The 25,205-nt window shown below is 49.3% G+C and carries 21 protein-coding genes; 15 read left to right on the forward strand and 6 right to left on the reverse strand.

The features are described from left to right. Nucleotides 1–93 precede the first annotated feature (93 nt). The 7 genes from MKQ68_RS23460 to MKQ68_RS23490 all read left to right on the forward strand — a co-directional run bounded on the left by MKQ68_RS23460 (nt 94) and on the right by MKQ68_RS23490 (nt 8,570). Entirely contained in the window at nt 94–2,148 is a 2,055-nt protein-coding gene (locus tag MKQ68_RS23460; RefSeq protein ID WP_264281188.1) for a thioredoxin domain-containing protein, read from the forward strand. 266 nt (nt 2,149–2,414) lie between these two features. Further along, on the forward strand, nt 2,415–3,695 hold the full coding sequence (gene porK, locus MKQ68_RS23465; protein ID WP_264281189.1) for a T9SS ring complex lipoprotein PorK/GldK: 1,281 nt from the start codon (nt 2,415–2,417) through the stop codon (nt 3,693–3,695). A 124-nt stretch (nt 3,696–3,819) separates the two neighbouring features. Next, complete coding sequence (gene porL, locus MKQ68_RS23470) at nt 3,820–4,566, forward strand: type IX secretion system motor protein PorL/GldL (protein WP_244836727.1); 747 nt, start codon at nt 3,820–3,822, stop codon at nt 4,564–4,566. Nucleotides 4,567–4,619: 53 nt separating this feature from the next. Next, nucleotides 4,620–6,179, forward strand: a complete 1,560-nt coding sequence (gene porM, locus MKQ68_RS23475) for a type IX secretion system motor protein PorM/GldM (protein ID WP_264281190.1) — start codon at nt 4,620–4,622, stop codon at nt 6,177–6,179. Nucleotides 6,180–6,202: 23 nt separating this feature from the next. Further along, nucleotides 6,203–7,237 carry a type IX secretion system ring subunit PorN/GldN gene (porN, locus tag MKQ68_RS23480; RefSeq protein ID WP_264281191.1) on the forward strand — a complete coding sequence of 345 codons (1,035 nt, stop codon included), beginning with the start codon at nt 6,203–6,205 and terminating at the stop codon, nt 7,235–7,237. A gap of 76 nt (nt 7,238–7,313) precedes the next feature. Then, on the forward strand, nt 7,314–7,889 hold the full coding sequence (locus MKQ68_RS23485; RefSeq protein ID WP_244836729.1) for a Crp/Fnr family transcriptional regulator: 576 nt from the start codon (nt 7,314–7,316) through the stop codon (nt 7,887–7,889). A 66-nt stretch (nt 7,890–7,955) separates the two neighbouring features. After that, a complete protein-coding gene (locus MKQ68_RS23490) occupies nt 7,956–8,570 on the forward strand; it encodes a DinB family protein (protein ID WP_244836730.1) in 615 nt (204 codons plus the stop codon). 266 nt (nt 8,571–8,836) lie between these two features. Here MKQ68_RS23490 and uvrC read toward each other — a convergent pair whose 3' ends face one another. The 3 genes from uvrC to gpmI all read right to left on the reverse strand — a co-directional run bounded on the left by uvrC (nt 8,837) and on the right by gpmI (nt 13,638). Then, nucleotides 8,837–10,663: an excinuclease ABC subunit UvrC gene (gene uvrC / locus MKQ68_RS23495; protein WP_264281192.1), complete on the reverse strand. Its 1,827-nt coding sequence runs from the start codon at nt 10,661–10,663 to the stop codon at nt 8,837–8,839. Continuing rightward, nucleotides 10,660–11,238, reverse strand: coding sequence for a hypothetical protein (locus MKQ68_RS23500; RefSeq protein ID WP_244836733.1), 579 nt, complete (start codon nt 11,236–11,238; stop codon nt 10,660–10,662). The genes uvrC and MKQ68_RS23500 overlap by 4 nt, the downstream gene beginning before the upstream one ends. A gap of 876 nt (nt 11,239–12,114) precedes the next feature. Further along, the gene (gene gpmI / locus MKQ68_RS23505; RefSeq protein WP_264281193.1) at nt 12,115–13,638 is read right to left on the reverse strand and encodes a 2,3-bisphosphoglycerate-independent phosphoglycerate mutase; all 1,524 of its coding nucleotides are present in this window, start codon (nt 13,636–13,638) and stop codon (nt 12,115–12,117) included. Nucleotides 13,639–13,896: 258 nt separating this feature from the next. Here gpmI and MKQ68_RS23510 point away from each other — a divergent pair, with 258 nt between their 5' ends. From MKQ68_RS23510 to MKQ68_RS23525, 4 genes are all read left to right on the forward strand, one after another. Beyond that, entirely contained in the window at nt 13,897–14,292 is a 396-nt protein-coding gene (locus MKQ68_RS23510; RefSeq protein ID WP_264281194.1) for a DUF4783 domain-containing protein, read from the forward strand. A 93-nt stretch (nt 14,293–14,385) separates the two neighbouring features. Beyond that, the gene (nadC, locus tag MKQ68_RS23515) at nt 14,386–15,234 is read left to right on the forward strand and encodes a carboxylating nicotinate-nucleotide diphosphorylase (protein WP_244836735.1); all 849 of its coding nucleotides are present in this window, start codon (nt 14,386–14,388) and stop codon (nt 15,232–15,234) included. A 16-nt stretch (nt 15,235–15,250) separates the two neighbouring features. Beyond that, complete coding sequence (locus MKQ68_RS23520; protein ID WP_264281195.1) at nt 15,251–16,126, forward strand: diacylglycerol/lipid kinase family protein; 876 nt, start codon at nt 15,251–15,253, stop codon at nt 16,124–16,126. Nucleotides 16,127–16,142: 16 nt separating this feature from the next. Next, a complete protein-coding gene (locus MKQ68_RS23525; RefSeq protein WP_244836738.1) occupies nt 16,143–16,478 on the forward strand; it encodes a translation initiation factor in 336 nt (111 codons plus the stop codon). A 704-nt stretch (nt 16,479–17,182) separates the two neighbouring features. Here MKQ68_RS23525 and MKQ68_RS23530 read toward each other — a convergent pair. Further along, a complete protein-coding gene (locus MKQ68_RS23530) occupies nt 17,183–17,926 on the reverse strand; it encodes a biotin--[acetyl-CoA-carboxylase] ligase (protein ID WP_264281196.1) in 744 nt (247 codons plus the stop codon). 170 nt (nt 17,927–18,096) lie between these two features. Between MKQ68_RS23530 and rsfS the strand changes: the two genes are divergently transcribed. From rsfS to MKQ68_RS23550, 4 genes are all read left to right on the forward strand, one after another. Next, nucleotides 18,097–18,498 carry a ribosome silencing factor gene (gene rsfS / locus MKQ68_RS23535; RefSeq protein ID WP_264281197.1) on the forward strand — a complete coding sequence of 134 codons (402 nt, stop codon included), beginning with the start codon at nt 18,097–18,099 and terminating at the stop codon, nt 18,496–18,498. Nucleotides 18,499–18,575: 77 nt separating this feature from the next. Beyond that, a complete protein-coding gene (gene ftsH / locus MKQ68_RS23540) occupies nt 18,576–20,609 on the forward strand; it encodes an ATP-dependent zinc metalloprotease FtsH (RefSeq protein WP_264281198.1) in 2,034 nt (677 codons plus the stop codon). After that, nucleotides 20,609–21,244 carry a LutC/YkgG family protein gene (locus MKQ68_RS23545; protein WP_244836743.1) on the forward strand — a complete coding sequence of 212 codons (636 nt, stop codon included), beginning with the start codon at nt 20,609–20,611 and terminating at the stop codon, nt 21,242–21,244. The genes ftsH and MKQ68_RS23545 overlap by 1 nt, the downstream gene beginning before the upstream one ends. Nucleotides 21,245–21,274: 30 nt before the next feature. After that, a complete protein-coding gene (locus tag MKQ68_RS23550) occupies nt 21,275–22,051 on the forward strand; it encodes a UDP-2,3-diacylglucosamine diphosphatase (RefSeq protein ID WP_264281199.1) in 777 nt (258 codons plus the stop codon). A 67-nt stretch (nt 22,052–22,118) separates the two neighbouring features. On the opposite strand, the gene recO is transcribed toward MKQ68_RS23550, so the two are convergent. After that, on the reverse strand, nt 22,119–22,853 hold the full coding sequence (gene recO, locus MKQ68_RS23555; protein ID WP_264281200.1) for a DNA repair protein RecO: 735 nt from the start codon (nt 22,851–22,853) through the stop codon (nt 22,119–22,121). 14 nt (nt 22,854–22,867) lie between these two features. Continuing rightward, the gene (gene porZ / locus MKQ68_RS23560; RefSeq protein WP_264281201.1) at nt 22,868–25,066 is read right to left on the reverse strand and encodes a type IX secretion system anionic LPS delivery protein PorZ; all 2,199 of its coding nucleotides are present in this window, start codon (nt 25,064–25,066) and stop codon (nt 22,868–22,870) included. Between the last annotated feature and the right edge of the window lie 139 nt (nt 25,067–25,205).

Genomic DNA, 25,205 nt, shown 5'->3' on the forward strand with positions numbered 1-25,205 from the left:
TTATTTGCAAGGGAACGGTGAAAGCCGTTCCCTTGCTGCTTTTGGGGCGGCCTGTATTTTGAGGGGGAATAGACACATTAAACCATAACATGAATGCCTGCACATACGAACAGGCTGGCCCGCGAGGCCAGTCCATACCTGCTACAGCACGCCCATAATCCCGTAGACTGGTTTCCCTGGGGGGAAGAGGCGCTTCGTCGCGCAGAAGAAGAGGATAAACCTATACTTGTGAGTATCGGGTACGCCGCCTGCCACTGGTGCCATGTAATGGAACGCGAAAGTTTCGAAAATGAAGAAACGGCGGCCATCATGAATCAACATTTCATCAACATAAAGATCGACCGCGAAGAGCGGCCCGACCTCGATCATATTTACATGGACGCCCTGCAGGCGATGAGCGGGCAGGGCGGCTGGCCGTTAAATGTGTTCCTGTTGCCCAACAGGCAACCATTTTACGGCGGCACCTACTTTCCGCCCGTGCAGGCGTACAATCGCCCGTCGTGGACGCAGGTGCTGGAGTCTATCAATGATGCCTATCACAACAGGCGGGCGGAGTTGGAGGAGCAGGCGCGTACGCTGACCGAGCATCTCGAAAACTCGAACAAGTTTGGGGTAGAGGCAGTGAAAAACAGCCTGGTGCCGGTGAACGAACTGTTCACCCGCGAACAATGCGACACGGCGGCAAAAGCCATATTGGCGCAGGGCGACAAGGAATGGGGTGGTTTTGGCAGGGCACCAAAGTTCCCCGGCACGTTTTCGATCCGTTATCTTTTACAATACCATCACGCATTTGGCGATGAGGCGGCAAAAAAGCAGGCCTTACTTTCCCTCGATAAAATGATACAGGGTGGTATTTACGACCAGCTTGGCGGCGGCTTTTCCCGTTACTCCACCGACGAAATGTGGCTTGCGCCGCATTTTGAGAAGATGCTGTACGACAATGCGCTGCTGATCGATGCGATGGCCGATGCCTACCAGCTCACTTCCAACAAAACGTATCTTGATACAATTGTTCATACCCTGGAGTTCATCAAACGCGAAATGACCTCGCCGGACGGGGCCTTCTATGCCGCGCTGGATGCGGATTCCGAAGGAGTGGAAGGTAAGTTTTACACCTGGTCAAAAACAGAGATAGAAGACATCCTGGGAGATCATGCAGAATTGTTCTGCCGGTTTTACGATGTCCGCGACGGGGGAAATTGGGAGCATACAAATATTTTATGGACGCCCGAACCTGTAACTGAATTTGTAGCCGGCACCGGATTACCCATTGAGCAGCTGGAAGTTATACTTGCCGGATGCCGCGCAAAACTGCTACAGGAGCGAAATAAACGGGTAAGACCGGGGCTCGACGACAAAATATTATTAGGCTGGAATGCGTTATTGATTCACGCGTGTTGCAAAGCATACAGTATAAGTAACGATCCCGTTTACCGGGACATGGCGGAAAGCGCTATGAACTTTGTACTAAAGGCGATGGAACAGCCGGGAGGAAGCGGGGCCCTATACCATACCTACAAAAACGGTGCTGCCAAGTATCCTGCCTTCCTGGATGATTATGCATATGTGATCAGGGCGCTGATAGCGCTGCAGGAAGTGACGGGCAATCTTTTCTACATTCGCCGTGCGAAAGCGCTGGCGACCTTTGTAGAGGCGGCTTTTGGAGATGAGGAAGGAATTTATTTTTACTATACGGCAACCGGTCAAACCGACGTTATCGTACGTAAGAAGGAAATTTATGATGGCGCCGTCCCCAGCGGTAATGCAGTAATGGCCTGCAACTTGTTGTATCTCTCCATCGTATTCGATGAGCAGTCGTGGGCAAACAGGGCAACCGGTATGATGTCGGGCCTGGCGCAAACGGCAGTACGGTATCCAACTTCTTTCGGTGTATGGGCGGCTTTGCTGATGCAGCTGGTGCTCGGAACAAAAGAACTAGCGGTCGTTGGGCCGGAATATGCGCAGCGCATGAACGAGATTAACCAGCGGTTCATTCCATTCAAAGTATTGTTAGGCTCGCCGCGGAGTGAGGCAGATATGCCGCTGTTGCAGGGCCGGGAACAGGAAAATGAAACATTAATATATTTATGCGAGCATTATTCTTGTGTTAAGCCCGTGAAATACATATCAGAAATTTTTAATTTGTAATGAAATTTGAGTATTTTTGATTGGTTTTTCAAGAAATTTGATCGGATATAATAAAATGTTAAAAATCTCGTTTAAATTAGTTACAGATATAAAGAGCGGGTTGAAAAAGTTGTGGTAAAAGTAACTACGGATTAAAATTAATTATTACATTTGCTATCTTTCTGATAAACAACCAGGTGAAAAGTGATGATCAAACGGCCGAAAAGGTTGGCAGAATGCATCTGGCAGGTAAAAGGAAAACGCATATTCTAATGAAAGTCACCCTTATGAAGATTAATTATTGTAAAGGGCTTTTGGCTATACTGCTGCCTGTTCTGCTTGCGAGTTGCGGCGGCAGCAAGACTCCAAAAAACGCACAGGGGCAACTGATCGGTGTGAGCCCCAGGCCCAAGTATTATCCTCCTGTACCTTATGGAATGGTGTATGTGCCGTCCGGAACTTTTCACATGGGCCCCAGCGATGAGGACGTGAACTATTCCTTCACAGCCAGGAACAAAGCCATCTCTATTTCCGGGTTTTACATGGACGCGACCGAGATCACGAACAACGAGTACCGCCAGTTTGTAGGCTGGGTTACGGATTCTATTGCCCACGTACTGATGGGGCATGTAAAGAACGTAGACGGTATCGATTATGTGGACTGGAAGCAGAAGATCAACTGGAAAGACAAAGCTACCCTCGACAAAATTGATGCATTGTTATACTCTGAAGAAGATCGTTTGTACGGTCGTAAGGAGATAGACGTGCATAAATTAAAATATCACGCCGAGACCTTTAACTGGGATAAGGCGAAGCTGCGTGAGAACGCTAACAAGCCGCGTTCGCAGTTCGTGGAAAAGAAAGATGTGGCCATTTACCCGGACACACTTTGCTGGATCAGGGACTTCTCGTATGCGTACAACGAACCGATGACCAGGATGTACTTCTGGCACCCGGCCTTCGATAACTATCCGGTTGTTGGCGTAACCTGGCACCAGGCAAATGCTTTCTGCGAATGGCGCAGCCGCTTCTGGGATGACTATCGTACCTCGCACAAACTGTTTACGGAAGATAAATTCCAGCTGCCTTCTGAAGCGCAGTGGGAGTACGCAGCCCGCGGCGGACGCGAGCAGGCGCCCTATCCCTGGGGTGGTTACTATGCACGCAACAAAAAAGGTTGTTTGCTGGCGAACTTTAAACCAGGTCGTGGTAACTATCCAGAAGACGGCGGTTTCTACACGGTACGTGCCGATGCTTACTGGCCTAACGATTACGGCCTGTACAACATGGCTGGTAACGTAGCCGAGTGGACGCAGGACATTTATTATGAAAACGCCTACTCTTTCACATCGGACATGAACCCGTACCTGCGTATGGACGTTCCGGACGATGCGGCGCCTAAGATGAAACGTAAAGCGCTGAGAGGTGGTTCCTGGAAAGATATCGGCTTCTTCCTGCAGAATGGTACCCGCTCGTACGAATTCCAGGACAGCGCCAAATCTTATATCGGCTTCAGGTGTACGATCGCCTTCCTGAGCCGCTCCAAAAATGACTTTAGTAAGAAATAACCATTAGTAGCTATAGGGGTATTGAAAACCCTGCATTGCAAATCAAGTCATGAGAACACTATATTCTATAAAGAGCTTTTTAACCTTTAAAAAAAACACAAATTTTAATCTAAAATTTTGACCTATGGCTATGAATAACTCTACTGGAAAATGGCTGAACTTCGGTGTGTGCGTTGCTGCTGCCGTTGTAATTATGGGTGCGCTGTTTAAAATCCAACACTGGAAAGGCGCAGACGTTGCTTTGATCGTTGGTTTGAGCGTGGAAGCGTTTATCTTCCTGATCTACGCGTTCATCCCGGACAACTCTCATCCGGCAACACCTGTTGAAGTAACTGTTGCGGGCGCAGGTCCGTCAAGCACTGCTGCAATGGACAAAATGCTGCAGGAAGCTGACATTACTCCCGCAAACCTCAAACGCCTGAGCGAAAACTTCCAGAAACTGGGAACTACAGTGGAAGGAATGAAAGACGTGAGCAACGTTGTTGCCGCGACTGGCGAGTACACCGCAAAAACCAAAGAAGCTACCCAGGCTCTGGGCGCCGTAACAAATGCTTACACCAGCGCAGCTGCCGCCGTGGCTTCCTTTAACTCTGCGTCTGATTCAACCAGAACGTTCCACGAGCAGGTACAGGTGATGACCAAAAACCTTGCTTCCCTGAACGCGATCTATGAATTAGAACTGCAGGATACTAATAATCACCTGAAAGCAATGAACAACTTCTACAGCAACTTGCTGACTGCTTCTCAGGCGATGACTAACAGTGCAGAAGACGCGAAGAAAACTCAGGAGCAGATTTCTCTGCTGGCGAAAAACCTGGGTAATCTGAATACCATTTATGGTAATATGTTGACTGCAATGCAAGGCAGATAAGGTAATCGCAATAGATTGGAACAAAGACATTAATCTAAAATTTGTAAACAACTATGGCACTACCTAAAGAACCCAGGCAAAAGATGATTAACATCATGTACCTGGTCTTAACGGCGATGCTGGCGATGAACGTATCGGCAGAAATCCTCAACGCATTCGACATAGTAAATGACTCTATCATCACTTCAAATAACTCGATCGACGCTAAAAATACGGTAACCTACAATCAGTTCACCAAGCAGGCTGCTGAAGATGCCGCCAAAGCGGGTCCTTACAAGGCGAAAGCTGAAACGGTGAAAAAATTGTCGGCCGACGCGGTATCGTACATCGAGAACCTGAAGAACAGAATCATCATGGAAAGTGATAAGCTCGACAAGCTTCCCCCCAATGCACAATTGGTTAAAAGGGACGACCTGGACGCTGCTACACGCCTGATGGAAAACCAGAAAGAAGGCCCGAAGCTGGAATCAATGCTGAAAAAGCTTCGCGTAGACATGCTGGAACAAGTAGATCCTAAAATCCGCACCGAAATGAGCAAAAACCTGCCGCTGAACATCCAGGTAGGTCACGCTAAAACCGGTCACGACGACGGAACGCCTAAATCATGGTCTGTGTACCACTTCAACATGGTACCTTCCATTGCAGCGATCACCATCCTGAGCAAGTTTCAGAATGACATCAAGAACTCTGAAGCCATGATCATCGATGAATTGCTGAAAGAAATCGGCGCTAATGATATCCGCTTCGACGCGATGGAAGCTTTCGTTTCCATGAACTCGAAAAGCTTCACCACCGGCCAGGACCTGGAAGCGAAGATCGCTATCGGTGCTTACAGCACAACTGTAAACCCGGACATCATCGTAAACGGTCAGAAACTGGAAGTGGTAAATGGTATCGCTACCTATAAAATGTCTGGTCTGACTTCACTCGGCGAACACGCACTGACTGGTAGCATCTCCCTGAGAAAACCAAATGGAGAGCTGATTACCCGCCAGATCAACGAAAGCTACAATGTAGGTGCTTCTGCAACAGCTATCTCTGCTGATAAAATGAACGTACTCTACATCGCTGTACAAAACCCGATCTCTATCACCGCTGCCGGCGTACCTGCAGAAAACGTGGTAGCAACGATCGAAGGCGGCGGCGGACGTATCGAACGCGTAGGCGCTGGCAAGTTCATGGTGTCTGTTACCAACCCTGGTAAAGCAATCATTAAGGTAGCTTCTAACGTAGGTGGTAAAGTAACACAGCTGGACGCTAAAGAATACCGTGTAAAAATGATTCCCGACCCGATCGCTATGGTTGGTTTGTCTAAGAGCGGCAACGTTAAAACTGCCGAGTTTAAACAGCAACAGGGTGTAAGGGCGGTACTGGAGAACTTCGAGTTCGAAGGTGTTAAATACGATGTAATGGGTTACCGTATCGGTATCGATGCAAAGGGTAAAGATTATGTGGATGAAGTGGCCAGCTCCGCTTACTTCCCTGGTCCTGCCATGAGCGCCATCAGATCACTGAAACCAGGCGACCGCGTATACATCGAAAACATCAAAGTGAAAGGTCCGGACGGTAAGGTGCGCGACATTCCTTACAACCTGACTTACAATTTAAACTAGTCAAAGTATAAACCTCCCTGGTTATGCGAGCAGAAATGATTAAAAATATTGGCCTCGGCGCGCTGCTGATTTCAGCAGTAGCAGTTACAGACGCGGATGCTCAGAGGCGCAGGCGTTCAACAACAGAAACGACCCCTCCACCGACGGAGCAGGCGCCTGTTACCAATCCTGCCACTGGCAACCCGGTAACGCCACCACCAGCTGGTGCAACTCCGGCTGCCGCCACTCCCGGCGACGTAGCTCCGGCGCAATTTAACCCGGCTGTTGATACGCCGCGTAAATCGCTGAGGATCGACGGTGTGGTAGAGAAAACGCTGAACCGCGAGCGCACGCCTATCCAGTACGACTACATCCGCGAGGATGACCGTTTCTGGGAAAAAAGGCTGTGGCAGGTAATCGATGTCCGCGAAAAAATGAATCTTCCTTTCCAATACAACGTGGAAGATGAAAGCGGCACGAACCAGCTGTTCATTAACATTCTGCTCGAAGCCATCAAGAACAACGAAGTAGAAGCCTTCAGCCCGATAGATGATCGTTTCAGTACGAAAATCTCCTGGCAGGAGATCCAGACTAAAACCGGCGGCGAAGAAAGGACGGTACGTAGTATCGACCCGGTATCCGGCGAGGAAAAACTGGTAACTACCCGCGACGAGTTTAACCCGCTTACGGTTAAACAGTTTAAGGTGAAGGAAGTTTGGGTGTTCGACAAAGAAGCTTCCGCACTGAAAGTGCGCATCCTGGGTATCGCGCCCCTGATGTCACGCTTCAATGAAGACGGCTCCTTCCGCGCTTCCGTTCCGCTGTTCTGGGTTTACTACCCGGACCTGCGCCCGGTGCTGGCTAAGTACGACGTGTACAACCAGAACAACGACGCAGCTACCATGAGCTGGGAAGACCTGTTCGAAATGCGTTTCTTCTCCAGCTACGTAGTAAAGGAAAACAACACTTACAACCGCGAGATCCGCCATTACATCAAAGACGGTGTAATGCAGCTCCTGGAAGGTCAGTCTATCAAAGAAAAGATCTTCAACAAGGAGCAGGACCTGTGGCAGTACTAATCGTGTAACGTAAATCCTGTATAGAGAAGCTGCTCCGCCTGGGGCAGCTTCTTTTTTTGTTTATTTTGGGATAGATATGCAGATCGATCAGCTGAAAGCCGCCGTGCAGGCAACCGTTCAACTTCCTCCCGAACAGTGGGAGGAGCTGGCCGCCTGCTGGGAACCGGTCAGTTATAAAAGAAAAGAAGTGGTTACGGCCGCCGGTGAAGTCGAGCGCTACGTATACTTCGTGCTCGAAGGCGTGCAGCGCGCCTTCGCCATTGAAGGTGACCGGGAGGCCACCATCGTGTTTAACTATACCGGCTCTTTTTCCGGCGTGATCGACTCCTTCCTGTTACAACAACCTTCCCGTTACTACCTCGAAACACTTACCGCCTGCCGCTGTTTACGCATGCCTTATGCGGAACTGGTGCGGTTAATGGATAAATATCCGCTTATCGAACGTTGGGTGCGTTTGGGTACCACCTGGGCCCTTTCCGGCGTAATGGAGCGGCATATAGAAATGCTGACGAGTAACGCTGAGCAAAAGTTTAGAAAGCTGCTGGCCCGCAGTCCGCATGTACTAAACCTCATTCCTCATAAATACCTGGCTTCTTATTTAGGGATTGATCCGGCTACTTTCTCGAAGTTGCTTAGTACGGTGCGTTTGTAAAAATGTTTGTGCAGGTCAAGATTTTACGAAAATGCCCGGCCTACTTTTGCATAAATAATTCATTGTATGAGAACATTTGATCGCCAGCAGCTCCTGCAAACCCTTGAAGCCGACGTTCGCCGCATCGAGAGCGTTATCAGAGAACAGCTATGTGGCCTCCCCGAAAAAGTTTTGTTACAAGCCCCCGCAGCCGGCAAATGGAGCATTTCACAATGCTTAGATCACCTAAACGGTTACGGACATTATTACCTGCCACAGCTCGAAGCTGCTATCAATAAAGGCTTACAGCAAAAAGCAATTGCACCTGCTACATTTAAAAGCTCGTTATTAGGTAATTACTTTGCTAATACGATGAAGCCACAGGACGACGGCACGTTAAAAACAAAGATGCAGGCACCGAAAGGTCATCGCCCGGAAGCCGCGCTGGATACGACCGCTGTACTCACTGAAGCATTAAGGCAACAGCAGCAACTGATCACGCTGTTGGATCGCGCTGCAAAAATAGATATGCAAAAACTAAAGGTGCCGATCTCGATAGCAAAGTGGCTGAAACTCTCTGTAGGCGATACTTTCCGCTTTCTCATTGCGCACGAGCAACGTCACCTGCTGCAGGCCCTGCGCGTTAAGTCAACGATAACAGGAGGTAAAGCCATTACGCCAGCCATTCTCCTTGCCATATAAACAGCCACAGTAAAGGATTTACAGGCATTAATGAGTGTTGTAACAAGTGTGTTATACCACGTTGATATTTGTGGTGATAACAAGCCCTTAACATAAGGATAATGAAGCCATCGCTATTTTTATATCGTACTCAGACGATGGGCGCAAACCAAGCGTGGTACACGAATTAGCCTATAATCTACCGGTAAATCCGGCATTCAAATATCTGTGTCTTTTAATGGTTAACTTGGGGAATGAGCCTGGTTATACAACCGGGCTCCCTTTTTTTACACAGATGTATTGCCTTGCTCCGGCTTATGGAAGTAATCATATACGATCTTACCTTTCGCCTGGCCGATTTCATTCACTAAATCCTGCAGCGTTAATAATTTGATTTTAGCCACCGAACGGAACGTTTGCAGCAGCTGCGTTGCAGTGTTCTGTCCAATGCCTTTAATACCCTCTAATTCGTTCTTAAAGGTGCCTTTACTGCGCTTCTGCCGGTGGAAGGTAATACCGAAGCGGTGCACCTCGTCACGAATGCGGCGGATCAGTTTCAGGCTTTCACTATCGTAGGGCAGTTTAATACTTTGGCTGTCGCCGGGAAAGAAGATTTCTTCCTCGTTTTTAGCGAGGCCCACTACGGTCATGCTGCCAATAAGGTCGAGCTTGCGGATGCTGTCGAGCGCTGCGCCCAGCTGACCTTTACCACCATCAATGATGATCAGTTGAGGTAAGGGTTGCTGCTCGTCCAGCAGTCGCCGGTAGCGGCGGTATACGACTTCGCTCATCGAAGCAAAGTCGTTAATGCCCTCAACGGTTTTGATGTTGAAGTGGCGATAATCTTTCTTGGAGGCTACGCCGTCCTTAAACACCACACAGGCAGACACAGGGTACGAGCCCTGGAAGTTGGAGTTATCGAAACACTCGATGTGGACGGGCAGTTCCTGCAATTCAAGGTCGGCCTGCAGCTTATAGAGTACATTCTTCTTCTCCATATCGCTCTTGCCTTCCAGGTGCAGTATCTTCTTTTTATACAGCTCCTCGCGGAAGTAGTTTACATTTTTGGCGGATAGGTCCAGCAGTTTCTTTTTATCACCCAGTTTAGGGACGGTAACGGTTACGTTTTCTTCCGGGTAACTTACTTCAAACGGAACGATGATCTCACGGGCGAGACTATTAAAGGCTTCGCGCAGATAGGAAATCGCGTACGGCAGTACCTCCTCGTCTGTTTCTTCGAGCTTCTTTTCGAGCGTAATGGTCTTGGTGTCGGCAATGGTGCCGTTCAGTACACGCAGGTAGTTAACGTAAGCATGATTGCCTTCGCTGATCACCGTAAATACATCTACGTGGCCGATGCGGCTGTTCACGATCGTCGACTTGGACTTATATTCCTGCAGGCTTTCGATCTTCTTACGCATGATCTCCGCCTTCTCAAATTCCATGTTCATCGCATGCTCCTGCATTTGCTCTTTAAACATGTTTAACACAGGTGACAGGTTGCCGCGTAAAATCTCTTTTACCTGCTGCAGGCCTTCGCGATAATCCTCCTCCTCCTGCCTGCCTTCACACGGGCCTTTACAGTTACCCAGGTGAAATTCAAGGCATACTTTGAACTTACCCTTTTCTACATTTTGTCTAGATAGATTCAGGTTGCAGGTGCGCAACGGAATATTATACCGGATCACCTCCAGCAATTCGCGCACGCGGCCCACGGAGGTAAACGGACCAAGGTACTCGGAGCCGTCTTTGATGATATTACGCGTAAGGAACACCCGAGGGAACGGTTCGTGTTTGATCACGATGAAAGGATACGTTTTATCGTCCTTCAGGTTAATATTGAACTTCGGCTGAAACTGTTTGATCAGTGAGTTCTCGAGCAAAAACGCATCCTGCTCGGAGTCAACGATCGTAAACTCGATATGGTGGATGTTTTCTACCAGTTTACGCGTCTTATAGTTGTCGTGATTTTTTACAAAATAGGAGCTCACGCGTTTACGCAGGTTAATCGCCTTTCCCACGTACAACAGTTCGTTGCTCGTATTGAAATACTTGTAGATCCCCGCGTTGGTGGGGATGGTGTGCGATATCTGCTGAAACTCTGCTGCCGTCATAATTTACTGCTTGTTTGTCCGCCAAACTGTACGATTACTTCCATTTCCTCTTCATCGAGAAATAACACCTTCTGAATAGTATTGATGCGTATACTCTTATCGCGCTCGTACCGCAGCTCCTGCTTAAAGCGATAAAGCATGTTACTTGCGGATGAGGTGATGTTCGCATTACGCAAACGCCTGTTCCGGTCCACCTGCAGTATTACCTGCGCCGGCCTTGTCTGTTTACCCTTCGCGGAGTAGATCACGCTGGTATCGCCGTTAAAGGCATTAGCGGTAATGCCTTCCGAGTAGGCGTCTTGCAGGGAAGGTTTGCTGATGTCTGCTTCCATAAAGGGCTGGAACAAGGTGAGCAGGTTAGTGGTGTCTGCCAGGGTAACCGTATCAGTAACGCCATTGAGGCGAACCACTTTGGTAACGATGGGGCGTTGCTGCTGCAATTGCGCAGCCTCGTCGGTGAATATTTGTCTGAGGTTCCGGTAACCTGCGGCCGTACGTGGCTGCTGCTCCGTGCCGGCGCAGGCGGCCAATCCCATCAACATTCCTAAAATCGAAAACCGGGCTATTGATCTCATAGACACAAAATTAGGGAAAACCGGGCCAACAGGCGGTGTTAACATGGCCACAAAAAAATAATGCGCCGTTGAGACGGCGCATCTGATGCATGAGCAAATCTGTCGAGAGCACTAAAAAGTTAAACCGGGCATTTGCCCGTAATGTTGTTCGTTTGTTTTTGCCAGGGCGCCCTTTAGGGCGATATATCTTGATGGCCAGCGGCCGTTGTATTTACAGGATGCCTGTTTTTACCCTTTTCCATAACCGGTCGCTACTTTTTCTTTTTAAGCGGAAACGAGTACCAGGTGCGGTTACAACACGAACCCGGCATCGCCTCCAAAATCTAAAGCACGTTCCTGTTTCCGTAATATCGTGACGCTTAGCGTTTATTCTTTACTGTTAGTAGCGGACCCTCTCAAATATTTTATCATGTGGACGTTTTCACAGGCTTTCGGGTCATCGAGCCATTAAACGGTTGTTTTGCTCAAAGTATTGCTGACCTCGCAAAACTTTACCGCCGGTTCCCCCACATTTCACTATAGAACGGGTAGGTAGAAATAAAAGTTACAGATCAGGAAAAATTCAGGGGTGGGATGTGTCGTAAAGTGTCGTGAACTGTCGTAAAGTGACGAGCATCCCTACTATCGTTATCGCGACTGAAAGAAGCGAACATCCGCTGGAGTCTTCGCGGCAGTAAGGTTGGCAGCCATGAACTACTTGCGCGAAGATGGCTTCACTTTGTTCGTTACGGAAAAGGGGAAGCCGCTTCGCCGAAAAGCGAAACTGCCGCACAAGGGAGTGACACAACGGCGGCTGATGAAGGCGCTATCGCCGGCGACCAAAATAAAAACGCCCCGGCGTTAATCGCCAGGGCGTTACAATTGTTTATCGAAAGTTTATACCAGTACGTTGCCGGTCATCTCTTTCGGGATGGGCAGGCCCATGAAATGCAGGATGGTCGGGGCAATGTCGCCCAGTTTGCCGCTTTTTACGGGACCTTTAAAGTCTTTGCTGATAATGAACAGCGGCACCAGGTTGAGCGAGTGCGCGGTGTTAGGCGTACCGTCTTCATTGATCATGAAGTCGGCGTTGCCATGGTCGGCCGTCAGGAACACGGTATAGTCGCCAGCCAGTGCGGCGGTTACTACGCGCGCTACGCAGGCATCAACTGTTTCTACCGCTTTCACTACTGCCGGCCAAACGCCTGTATGGCCCACCATGTCGGCGTTGGCGAAGTTGAGGCACACAAAGTCGGCGCTTTTCGCTTCCAGTTCAGGAACGATGAGGTCGGCCAGTTCGTTGGCGCTCATTTCGGGCTTCAGGTCGTAAGTAGCTACTTTAGGAGAAGGGGCCAGCAGTCGCCTTTCGCCGATGAATTCTGCCTCGCGGCCGCCGGAGAAAAAGAACGATACGTGCGGGTATTTCTCGGTTTCGGCTATACGGATCTGCGTGCGGTTGTTGATTTCCAGCACTTCGCCGAGCGTCATATTGAGATTGTCGTTATCGAAAATCACGTGTACGCCTTTGTACGACTTATCGTACTCCGTCATGGTCGTATAGTTCAGCGCAACCGGGTACATGCCCACTTCCGGAAACGCTTCCTGGGTAAGGGCCTGCGTGATTTCGCGGCAACGATCCGTACGGAAGTTAAAGCAAATCACGGCATCGCCGGGCTGAATGGTCGTAAGCGGACGTTCGCCATTTTCTGATACGATGATCGGTTTGATAAACTCGTCGGTTACGCCCTCTGCATAAGATGCTTTAATAGCGGTGAGCAGGTTTTGGGTGTAAGTACCGGTACCATGTACAAGGGCATCGTACGCCAGTTTCACGCGCTCCCAACGTTTGTCACGGTCCATCGCGTAGTAGCGGCCGGTTACGGTCGCAATTTTACCCGTGGTGGCTACCAGGTGCTGTTCCAGGTCTTCCAGGTAGCCTAAGCCACCCTTAGGGTCAGTATCGCGGCCATCGGTAAACGCGTGGATGTATACATGTTGCAAACCTTTTTCTTTCGCGATCTGCGTGAGTGCTTTCAGGTGGTTGATGTGAGAGTGTACGCCACCGTCGCTTACGAGGCCCATCAGGTGAAGGGCTTTACCGTTGGCCAACGCATAGTTCATTGCATTCTGCAGCTGCGGATTCGCGGCCAGTTCGCCGGTGCGCACTGCCACATTAATACGCTGCAGCTCCTGGTAAACGATGCGGCCCGCACCGAGGTTAAGGTGGCCCACTTCAGAGTTACCCATCTGGCCCTCGGGCAAACCTACGTCCTCGCCACATGTAATGAGCGTGCTGTGCGGATATTGCTGGTATAAAGCGCTAACGAAAGGCGTTTTTGCGTGTGCGATGGCATCTGCGGCAGGCACTTTACCCTGGCCCCATCCATCCATGATAATCAGGATTGCTTTCTTATTTTCCATACAATATCCGGTGCTTTTAATATTTAAAATGAGGTCGTGAAATTATACAAAAACTGGCAGATAGTTATTACAGCAGCACTGCATATAAGGTTTGACCGTCATAAAAAACTAACAACTAAGCTATTACATGCCAAATACTTTGCATAAATTGGGCGCTGATTTTTATAGCACAATAGTGCTATTTATAAGGCTGAGCCCGTGTTTGGCATGCTTTTGGTTTCTTACACTATCGATAAAAAGTATATTAAAAGAACGGACATGAAAAAGTTATTTTTTGTACTGACCTCCTTGTTACTGGCCGGAATGTTCTCTGCATTCGTGTGGCTGGCAGGGCCTTTCGACGACGTGGTCGGTGCAATCAAGAAGAGTGACGCGGTTGGATTGTCCCGTTACATGGATAATTCGATAGACATTACGATGGCCGGTAAATCTGCGTCTTACAGCAAAGCGCAGGCGGAGATCATCCTGAAAGACTTCTTCGGCAAGAACCAGGTAAAGTCAGTAGAAGTGATCCACAAAGTCGAAAGCGGTAACGGATCTGTAATGGCGGTGGCTAATATTGCCAGCTCAGGTGGTAATTACCGGACTACGATCTACCTTTTGAAAAAGGGCAACAACACCGTACTTAACGAGCTTAGATTCGAGAATAAATAACCAAAAGTTGAAATTAATTGTAAAAACCCCCGGGTGCTTCGCTTAAATTGCGGAGCACTTTTTATTTTTGGACCTGCGATCAAACGGTAGAATATGAATGAGCAAGCACTCAGCGCTTTTATAGACGCTGCACTGGCAGAAGATATTGGCAGTGGCGACCATAGTACACTGGCCTGCATCCCGGCGGGAGAGCAGGGAAAGGCGGTTTTGAAGATCAAGGAAGATGGTGTACTGGCAGGCATGGAAGTGGCCGCAGCTATATTTAGCCGCTTAGACCCTCAAAGTGTATTTACTCCGTTTAAGCAGGATGGCGACGACATGAAAGCTGGTGATAACGCCTTTGAGGTGAGCGCTACCGTACATGCGCTGCTGTCGGGCGAGCGGCTCGCACTTAACTGCATGCAGCGAATGAGCGGCATTGCTACGCTTACCCGCACCTATACCAACAAGCTAAAAGGCTATCACACCCGTATACTCGACACGCGCAAAACCACGCCCAACTTCCGTATGCTGGAAAAAGAGGCGGTGCGCATCGGCGGTGGCGTTAACCACCGTATGGGGCTATACGATATGGTGATGCTAAAAGATAATCACATCGACTTCGCAGGCGGTATAACCGCGGCGGTGAACCGTACGATAGCGTACTTAAGCAAGAACAGCCTGCCGTTGCAAATCGAGGTGGAGACCCGCACGCTGGCCGATGTGGAAGAGGTGCTTAAGGTAGGTAACGTACATCGGATTATGCTCGACAACTATCCGCCATCGCTTATTACAGAAGCCTTGGCGCTTATAAAGGGCCGCTTCGAAACGGAAGCCTCCGGCGGTATAACATTGACTAACCTGGAAGAATATGCCAAAACCGGGGTAGACTTTATCTCCGTCGGCGCCATTATTCATCATGCCGTTAGCCTCGACCTGAGCCTGAAAGCAGTAACGCCCTAACGCCAAATTCATTTTCTTGAAAAAGATACTCATCATTGTAAACCGCAAAGCTGGTACCGACCGGGAAAAACGGATGGAAGAACACGTGCGGCAGCATTTGCCGGAAGCACAGTTCCAGGTAGAGATCACGCATCTTGCCTACCTTGGTCACGGTGCCGACCTTGCCCGGGAAGCGGTGAAAAATGGCGTACATATAGTGGTGGCTGTCGGCGGTGACGGTTCCATTAACGAAATAGCCCAGGGGCTGGTAGGATCTGCTACCGCGCTGGCGATTGTGCCCAGGGGTAGTGGCAATGGCCTGGCCCGTGCACTTAAAATCCCGCTGGACGTTCCCAAGGCGTTACAACTGATCGCTGCGAATAAACAATTGCCGATGGATGTAGGTTATGCAAACGAATACCTGTTCCTGAGTAATGCAGGCGTGGGGTTTGATGCACTGATCGCAGACCGGTTCCGCCATAGCAAAAAGCGTGGGCTGATGAATTATGCGCGGCTGATCATCGGTCACTTCCGCCGTTATCGCCCCGAGGCTTACCAGATGCAGGTGGATGGCGCGTCGAAGCAAACACCGGCTTTCCTGTTAACGGTGGCAAATGGCAATCAATTTGGCTATGAGTTTAAAATAGCACCTCCGGCAGATGTGTTTGACGGGCAACTGGACGTTTGTATCGTAAAACCGGTCCGTTTCTGGGATTTATTGCCGATCAGCATCCGGTCGTTGGCGGGTAATATTCATAAAAGCCGCTACATGCAGCATGAAAGAGGGAAGGAGATCGTGGTGAGCAGCCCGGGTCTGGATAGTCTGCAGGTAGACGGCGATGCGGTTGAGCTGAGCGGTCGTGAAGTGCGCTTCCAGGTGGTTCCGGCAGCATTACGTATTATTGTACCATAATTAAAAGCGATTGATCATGAGCAAAAAGAAACATTCCAACCCTGGCGGGATCGTATACTCCACTAATCCCGACTTTTCTTATGACGCTGGCCATGATGAAGCGCAGGAAACCCTGCCACCTGCCGAGCAGCGCTTAAAGGTGTTGCTGGATAAAAAGCAGCGTGCCGGTAAAGTGGTAACACTTGTTGAGGGCTTCGTTGGTAAGGAAGAAGATCTGGAGAAGTTGGGTAAGGAGTTGAAAACGAAATGTGGTGCTGGTGGTAGCGCGAAGGACGGGGTTATTCTTGTACAGGGCGATTACCGGGAGAAGGTAGTGAAGTGGCTGAATGATTGGGGGTATAAAGCGAAGTAATCAGACGAACATATTTGTAAAGGATTGCCAGTATCAGGCAATCCTTTTTTCTTTCATCCGGATTGATTGACAATTATTCTTAATGTATTTTTTTGTGCTACACGGATTTATTGGTGGGGCGCGTTCTTGTCCAAAATTTAATTTTTATAGTCTGTTAGTGTCGTTTTTTGTTCATTGATTGAACAAAATATTCATATAGTTATTTATTTAATAAAATAGTGTTGTTAAGGGATTGTGATGAAATCGTTAAGGAAATGCAAAAATGTTGCAGTTTTTGATTTGTATAAGTTAAAAAGATTGGGCATCTTGGAAGTCCTTCCACTTTATCAACCAAAATTTATCGCCCCTTACGCCTGAAAACTTTGGAGAAGCACGCTTCTCCAAAGCAGGCTGACCTACTTGGGAGCATTCGCAGTATCTTTCAAAGCAAGCTGCATCCTTTAGCTTCTAAGCATCTTTCCTTAGCAGGCTGACCCGCTAGGCCACTCGCAATTATCTTTCAAAGCAGACTGCCCGCTTGGCCACTGGCAGTTATCTTTCAAAGCAGGCCGCATCCGTTTGGTTCTTCTTAGCATCTTTCAAAGCAGCCTGACTCACTTGGCCACTCGCAGTTATCTTTCAAAGCAGGCTGACCCGCTTGGCCACTCGCAGTTATCTTTCAAAGCAGACCCACCTGGCAACTAGAATCCAATCATTCCAGGCAGCTACTTCGCAAATACAAATTCTATTTCCCCGAAACCGGCATCCATCCGATCTCCGCTTTCTTTTTCCAGTTGCAGTTTGCCATCTGGGAGAACGTCGCGGATAGTGGCCTGGAACAACTCGCCGTCTTTCCGGTAAAATGCCGGGGTGTTGAAGCGGAACAGGCGGCTTTTGTATGCTTCCAGCAGTTCTTCGAAACGGCCAGGCACCAGTTGCCGGTACCGGCGGTCCAGGTGTTGACAAAGGTCCTTGGCCAATTCAATCGCGTCCCACTCGCGGCCGGTTATTTGCCGAAGCGAAACCGGGTTAACAAGCTGTTCGGGAAAGCGGGCGGCGTTGATGTTTACGCCTATGCCGACTATGGCATATTGCCATATACTGCCGCGCAATATATTTTCGATCAGGATGCCGGCTGCCTTTCTGTCACGCCAATAAATATCATTACTCCATTTAATACTGGTTTCATCGCCCGCATACGCTGCGAAGAAGTCGCAGGCACCCAACGCGACGGCTACGCTCAGCATGAACTGTTCAGTGAGGGGTAAGGCCGGCTGCAAGGCAGTTGAGAGGAGGATGTTTTCGCCGGGCGGGCTATGCCATGCTTTTCCGCGCTGCCCTTTTCCCGCTGTTTGCTCCATGGCGAACCATGCCGTACCTTCTGCCACGGGGCCTTCGTTCAGGCGGGCCATGGCATAGTTATTGGTGCTGTCTGTACTATCTAGAACATTAAAATATTTGCCGATCACGTTCGTCTACATTAATAAATGAAAGAACAAAGTACGTGATTTTAACATTTCTGAAAGTGGTGTGGGCGGCTGATCCAATGTTATCACCCCGTTACGCATTCCATTATTTAAGCTATTGTTTTAGTAATTTTGACAATTAAAGATTATTTTTAACGAAAACAAGGAATTTATTGGCACCCTTAACCATTCTGAATACGAGGAAAAAGGCGGGCAACCGCATCACAAGGAACAGTAAGATTTTTACAACCATCATAAAGGCCATACAGGACAAAAAGGGAGAGAACATTGTATCTCTCGATCTGCGCAAGATCCCTGAAGCAGTAGCTGACTTCTTTATCTTATGTGAGGCCAATTCCACTAATCAGGTTAAAGCAATCGCAGACTTTGTTGAGGAGGAAGTGCAGAAGTATACGGATGAAACGCCGTATAAGCACGAAGGCTATACTGCTCAGCAATGGATACTGGTGGACTATGTAAACGTCGTTGTTCATGTGTTTCAGCCAGAGACCCGAAAGTTTTACAACCTTGAGGAAATGTGGAGTGACGCCGAGCGTATGGAACATTTAGGTTAGGTGTCCATCGAACAAAATAGCCTTAATATCATTTATAATACTGATTGCATAAAAAAACGCGCTAAGGAGCGAAGAACATGGAAAAAGGAGGCAACAATTACTCAAAGGGATCAGAAAAATCTCCGAAAAAAGGACCAAAGTTCAATATATACTGGGTTTATGCCATTATTGGTATTGCCCTGCTTGCGATGAACCTCTTTACCGATTTTCGTTCCAAACCGGAAAGTATCAGTTTTCAACAATTTGAAACGAACTATCTCAAAAATGACGACGTTGAGAAATTAACGGTTGTCAATAAGAAATATGTTGAAGTTTATATCAAGAAAGAAAAGCTGAAAGATCCCCGGTTTGAAAAGGTATCCAAGGGTAACCTCGGCGGCGAGAACCCGGGTCCCCACTTTACGATCACCATCGGATCTGTAGAAGATTTCAAAAAGGATTACGATAAAGCGATAGCAGCATTGCCACCAACCCAAAAGAAGGTGGACGTGTTCTATGAAGATCGCGCTAACTGGTTCGACCAGTTCGCTCCTTTATTACTCCCGATCATCCTGATCATTGGCGTATGGGTACTGTTGATGCGTAAAATGGGCGGTCCTGCAGGCGGAAGCGGCGGTCCGGGCGGCATTTTCAACATCGGTAAATCCAAAGCCACCTTGTTCGATAAAGGCACGCGTGTAAACATCACATTTAACGATGTTGCCGGCCTCGACGAAGCGAAAGTGGAAGTAATGGAGATCGTAGATTTCCTGAAGAACCCGAAAAAATACACCGCATTAGGTGGTAAGATACCCAAAGGAGCCCTGCTGGTAGGCCCTCCTGGTACTGGTAAAACCCTGCTGGCGAAAGCTATGGCGGGTGAAGCACAGGTGCCGTTCTTCTCTATGTCCGGTTCCGACTTCGTGGAGCTGTTCGTAGGCGTAGGCGCCAGCCGTGTACGTGACCTGTTTAAGCAGGCCCGTGAAAAAGCGCCTTGTATCATCTTTATCGACGAGATCGATGCGATTGGCCGTGCACGTGGTAAAAACGTAATGATGAGCAATGATGAGCGTGAAAACACGCTGAACCAGCTGCTCGTTGAAATGGATGGTTTTGGCACCGATAGCGGCATCATCATTTTGGCGGCCACTAACCGTCCCGATGTACTGGATAGCGCGTTATTGCGTCCAGGCCGTTTCGACCGCCAGATCTCTATCGACAAGCCAGACCTGAATGGCCGCGAGCACATCTTTGAAGTACATCTGAAGCCAATCAAAAAGTCGGCTAACCTCGATATTAAGAAACTCGCCTCCATGACCCCTGGCTTTGCCGGTGCGGATATTGCCAACGTGTGTAACGAAGCGGCGCTGATCGCTGCCCGTAAAGGCAAGACCGAAGTGGAAATGGATGACTTCAACGACGCGATCGACCGTGTGATCGGTGGTTTGGAGAAAAAGAACAAAATCATTTCCCCGGAAGAGAAGGAGATTATCGCTTACCACGAAGCTGGTCACGCCATTTGCGGCTGGTACCTAGAGCATGCGAACCCGCTTGTGAAGGTAACGATCGTACCACGTGGTGTAGCTGCACTGGGTTATGCGCAATACCTGCCGAAAGAACAATACCTCTATAATACCGAGCAGCTGATGGACGATATCTGCATGACCCTTGGTGGTCGCGCGGTAGAGGAAATCGTGTTCGGTAAAGTAAGCACCGGCGCACAGAACGACTTGCAGGTAATTACCCGCATGGCATATGCGATGGTGACGGTTTACGGTATGAACGATAAAGTGGGTAACGTATCATTCTATGATCCGAACAGCGACCAGGCGTTCACTAAACCTTACTCCGAAGAAACAGCGAAGCTGATCGACGAGGAAGTACGTAAACTGATCGACGAGGCTTATGTTCGTACCAAACGTATGCTCACCGAAAAACTGGGTGACGTAAGAGTGCTGGCGGCCGAACTGCTGAAGAAGGAAGTACTGTATAAAGACGACCTCGAGCGCCTGATCGGTAAACGTCCTTATGATACGCACAAGGAGCATCAGCCTGGTAAAGAAGGTATGACCACCGACGGTGTACATCCTTCCGACATCATCAACCCATCCCCGGTTAACGTAACTGAATAATGAAGGTATCTCCGGCCAAGGAAAATATTTTAAAGAAAGTACGGAATGCGCTGAGCCAGCCGGTTCAGCTGCCATTCCCGAATGCAGAGGGTAACAGTTCCGTTTTTGTGACGGATAACGACGGCCTGGAGCTGAAATTTGCTGAAGAATTTAGCCGCCTGCAGGGCAAGTTTGTCTTTTGCTCGTCCCGCAACGAGCTGGCAGATAACCTGCAGGCGCTTGCTGATCATAAAGAGTGGAAGAATGTGTTGTGTATAACGCCTTCGTTACTCAACATGCTCGCCCCATTCAATCCTCCTTTCCTGAACGTAGGAGAGTTAGACGATATGGACGCAGCCATTACCGACTGCGAACTGCTGGTAGCCCGTACCGGCAGTATAATCCTCAGTTCAGCCCAAGCCTCCGGCCGTGTACTGCCGGTATATACACCCATTCACATCGTTATCGCCTTTGCTCACCAGCTGGTGTTCGACATCCGCGACGGTATCGTGAAAATGAAGGAACGTTATGGCGAAAGCCTGCCTTCACAGATCACGCTGGCCACCGGGCCAAGCCGCACGGCCGATATCGAAAAAACGCTGGTGGTAGGTGTGCACGGTCCTAAAGAGGTGTACGTATTTCTGCTGGACGAGTAAAAAATGGCATCTTCCGCTATCTTTGCACCCATGCAAATCGAGCTTCCTGAAAACAAACGCATTTATTTCGCTTCCGACTTTCACCTTGGCGCTCCTACGCCAGAAAAAAGCCGTGCCCGCGAAAAGTATATCCTCAAATGGCTGGAAATGGCCGAAAAGGATGCTGCGCATATCTTTTTAGTAGGTGATATTTTCGATTTCTGGTTTGAATATAAAACTGTTATTCCTAAAGGATACACCCGCCTGTTGGGTAAGCTGGCGCAGCTTACAGACAAAGGCATTGGCATTTCCGTTTTTATCGGCAACCATGATATGTGGATGGACGGATACTTTGAGGAAGAGCTGAACATCCCCGTTTACTATGAACCGCAGACCTACGAGATTGGCGGTAAAAAGTTTTACATCGGTCACGGTGACGGCCTCGGCCCCGGCGACCATGGTTATAAATTCCTGAAGAAGGTATTCCGCAACCCTGTTTGTCGTTGGTTGTTCTCCAGCATTCACCCAAGCTGGGGCATTTCGGTAGCCAACTATTTTAGCCGTAAGAGCCGCGCTAAAACCGGTATGGAGCTGGAGCAATTTCTTGGCGAAGAAAACGAATGGCTCGCGATCTATTCCAAAGAACAACTACAGCGCGAGCATTTCGATTACTTCATTTTTGGTCACCGCCATTTACCGCTTAACCTGCAAGTTGGCAACAACAGCCGCTACGTTAACCTGGGCGACTGGATCAATTACTTTACCTATGCGATGTTTGACGGCAATACCGTTGAATTGAAGTACTACAAAGAAGAGCAGCCACAATAGTTTTACCAAAGTTGAAGTGTGCGACGCAACGGCGGCTCCATAGAGGGCTGACGCTGGTTACATGATCCTAATCCAGAATTTCATGGAGGATGGGAGGGGAATTGAGCTCCGTAAAGTCGGGCAGGTGCAGGCGGAAGAAGTCGAGGTAGGCGTACAGCAAAAAGCGGCGGCGCTCCTTGTTCAACGGTACCTTGTCGAGATCTAAGGGATTGGGTACGCTCAACAGGCGATCCGTGATTTCGCTGTTCGTCGCATCAAGGTGGTAGTTGTGGTGCGGTGGCAAATCGGTGTATACACCTTCCTGTAAATCAAGATACGGGGTATAGTTAGAAAAGTGACCGTTAACACGGAAACCCAGCTGATCGGCCAGTTTCAACGTAAAATAAAGCGGGATGTTGGCCGCCACCTGCGTGCTGGAAAGGTCCAGCGCCTGCAAAGTGGTGGTGGTAAAATAAAACAACGCAGGCTGGTGTTCCGGCTGCCGCAATGATTTCTGCAGCAATTCGATGATAAACAGCGCCACAGTGTTTTTGACGATATTAACATGCAGCGATGTGTAGATGTACGACATCTTATACTCCGAAATGCGCTGAATGTTTTTTTGCTCCTGGTGATACACCACCAGGTCGAGCATATTGCCTGGCTGCAGCAGGTTTCCTTTACTGGCTTTGGGCTTAGAAGACCGCGCGCCATTTACGATATAAGATTGCACACCGAACAACTCCGTGAAGATGCTCACGATTACGCTGGTTTCACCATACTTGATGGCGCGCAGAACAATACCGGGTGTTTTATGCAGCATGAGAAGCTGCAAAATTAATGAATGAAGACAATTTTTGTGACCAGCTTTTCTGTACCGGTATCATCTGACGAGAACACAAGGTATACCCCACTTTGTGGCCGGTGCCCCGTATAATCCTGTCCATTCCACACTGCCTGCCCTCCCTGCGCCCGGCCCTGGTATACCAGTCGGCCGCTGATGTCAGTAATTTTTACCAGCGCGTTGGTGACCAGTCCACGTATGGCGACGGGGCCGGTATGGCCAGGTGGTACCGGGTTCGGGAAAACCAGTACATCCTGCGCTTTGTGAGTATCCCCGCCTCCTGTAGCGGTTCCGCGGAAGCTAAGCAATCCTGCCGTCGTGGCAAAAAACACCTCGCCTGTTTGCGGGTGTACCGCAATTTTGCGAACCTCGTTGCTAAGTAGCGGGCTGTTTTCAATATTAAAATGATGAATGATCTTGTCGCCTGCAGAACTAATGAGCCATACGCCGTTTTGTGTGCCTACCCATTTACGGTCGGCACCATCAACAGCAATAGTGTTCACCTGCTCGTTGCGAAACAGGTAGCCGGCAAAATTGCCCTCCTGTAACACGGGAAGGTACGCATCGCAGCCGGCCGCCGTGATGGCCTGTTGCGGGCATTGAATAACGCCCACGCCGCGTGTAGTGCCTACCCATATGTACCCACTTTTGTCTTTGGCAATGCAGCGTACATCAGCGCTGGGCAAGTTTCCACGGCCAGTGCCGGTTTGATAGATCGCCCATTTATCGTCCGCTGGCAGGTCGATATTACTGCCATGGTTGTATACGATCAATCCGCCGCCTTTCGGTGCAACGATCCACTTTTGTCCGAAGTCGTCGATGACAATCTGCGAAAGGGCGTAGGATGGGAGGAAGTAGGGTGTGGTAAAATTTTGCCAGGAGCCGTCCTTTTTGCGCAGTGCCAGGTTGCGGTTTGCGCCGTAGTTGCTGAGCCATAGATTGCCTGCCGCATCTGTTGCTGCGCCACCTACGCGGTAGGCGTTTAGGTTATCTATGGCAGCATCCAGTTGCGGGGCTTTAAATATTTCACCTTTAGGTAATATTAGTACGCCGCTGCCGAAGGAGCCTGCCCAGAGCGTATTGTCCTGCGGAGTGTAGGCGAGGGCGATGATATCTTCCGGAACGTCGGTGTAGTTTGTCCATTCCTCCTGTTCAAAGTGGAAAAGGCCGCCTTTATTTCTTGTAGCCGCCCAGTTGCCGGTCACCGCGCCGGCGCTGGCCCATAACGTGTTGTTGACGATCAGCAGATCGCCGAGAACGAGATCGTTCGGGGCATTGGGCGTTACGGTTTCATAGTTATCGCGGTGGATGATGAGGCCTTTTGTGCTGTCTGCAATGAACGTTTCGCCGTTGCGGGTGAGTGCCTGTACCGGGAGTCCGCCAGGCGTGAGTGTGGTCTGTATAGCGCCGCTGGCGGTTAGTATTTGAATATTGTTAGCACCTGTGGCGATGAATTGTGTGCCGCTGGCGCTGATGTCGCGGAACTTGTTCGTTGGTCCCCAGGATTGCCAGCCAGCGGGTGATGCACTGAACAGGAGACTGTCCTGAAGGGCAACCATCGTGCTGCCAATGGCGGCAATGTCTGTGACGGGCCAGGGTTGCAGGCCGGTGTTAAACGGCTGCCAGCTTTCATAGTTTGCCAGGTTGGCGCCGGTGACCGGGGCGCGACGAATACCTTCGCTGGTGGCGGCATAAAACCATCCTTCGTTTTGGGTCATCGCCCATACCTTTACGTAGTTGCCTGCCGCGGCGGGCAGCCAGGTAGCTGCTATTTCCTGTTTTTTCAGGTCTACCACCAAAATGCCGAAACCGGTACACACGTAAGCGTTGTCCTGGAAAAACGCGATGTGGTAGATGGATTTATCGCCGTTGACTTGTTTACGGAGCAAGTCGGGAATATTAATGATATTTTCGCGGCGCAGCAGGTCGATGTTACCATTCTTATAACCGATCGCCAAAGTGGAGGTGCCTTCATGGTAACCGATAGCGGAGATACCTACGTCGTGCAGGCCGTTAAGTTTGTTATAGCGGGTGATTTCGCGGGTATTTGTGTTGGCGGAGAACAAGGCGTTGCCGGCGGCGCAGTACACCGCATCCGGGCTTAGCGCCAGGGCCGATACGCGGCGGTAGGGCAGATGTTCGCGCCAATGACCTATCGGTACGGTTTGTGCGGTCACATTACCTATAGCCATAAAGAGGAGTAACAGCAAAAGAAGGCGATGCATGCACCAAAAATATTCAATATTGTGAAAGTTTCGCATTTGTTTGACAACTTGGCGATAGTATATAATCATTTTCTTTAATTACCTTTACGAAATTACCAAACTGTAA

Source organism: Chitinophaga horti (assembly GCF_022867795.2).
Lineage (GTDB): Bacteria > Bacteroidota > Bacteroidia > Chitinophagales > Chitinophagaceae > Chitinophaga > Chitinophaga horti.